The sequence below is a fragment of the Oleiphilus sp. HI0128 genome, from assembly GCF_001635365.1.
The window spans coordinates 1-901 of sequence record NZ_LWGG01000149.1 but is presented as its reverse complement, the minus strand read 5'-3'; the positions used below and the strand labels follow the sequence as shown (position 1 = coordinate 901).

The window sequence follows — 901 nt, the reverse complement described above, 5'->3', positions numbered from 1 at the left end:
AGCATGCATGAGTGAATCAGCAAAGACGATATACCTCAAAGACTATCTTGAGCCTGCGTTTAAGATTACGTCACTTGATTTAACCTTTCAGTTATTTGAAAACGGAGCGTTGGGTAAAAGCCAGGCAGCTTATCGAGCGAGTCGCTGGCCGTGAAGGCGAGGCGCTGTCACTAAATGGTGAAGACCTTGAGCTGAAAAGTATAAAGTTAGATGACCGTGAGCTGGAAGAGAGTGAATACCTTCTAGATGACGAATCTCTAACGGTAGAATCTGTACCCGCGAAATTTGAGTTGCAGTGTGAAACCTGGATTAAGCCGCAAGATAACAAGCGGTTGGAAGGCTTGTACAAGTCTTCGTCAATGTTTTGTACCCAGTGTGAAGCCGAGGGTTTCAGACGAATTACCTATTACATGGATCGTCCTGACGTACTAACGGTATTTACGACGCGCATNGAAGCTGATAAAGCGCTTTACCCGAACCTGCTTTCCAATGGTAATGCTATTGAGTCGGGAAACTTGGAAGATAATCGTCATTTTGTTACTTGGCACGACCCTCATCCAAAGCCTTGTTACTTGTTTGCTTTGGTGGCAGGTGATTTACATTGCCATGAAGACTCCTTCAAAACCATGTCTGGACGTCAGGTGGCCCTGAAGATCTTTGTTGATCATAAGAATGCAGATAAGTGCGATTACGCACTAGATTGTTTAAAAAGGTCGATGCGCTGGGATGAAGAAGTCTACGGGCGAGAGTACGACCTGGATATATTTATGATTGTCGCGGTGGACGATTTTAATATGGGCGCCATGGAGAATAAAGGTCTGAATATCTTCAATTCATCCTGTGTTTTGGCAAAGCCCGATGCAACAACAGATGCGGGTTATCAGCGCATTGAGGCGATTGT

General features: G+C 44.9%; 1 protein-coding gene. It reads left to right on the top strand.

What is annotated here, in order from left to right; translation table 11 throughout:
- Positions 1-95: 95 nt before the first annotated feature.
- The coding region (locus tag A3763_RS01945; RefSeq protein WP_304440772.1) for a M1 family aminopeptidase at positions 96-901 on the top strand (806 nt) is incomplete at its 3' end.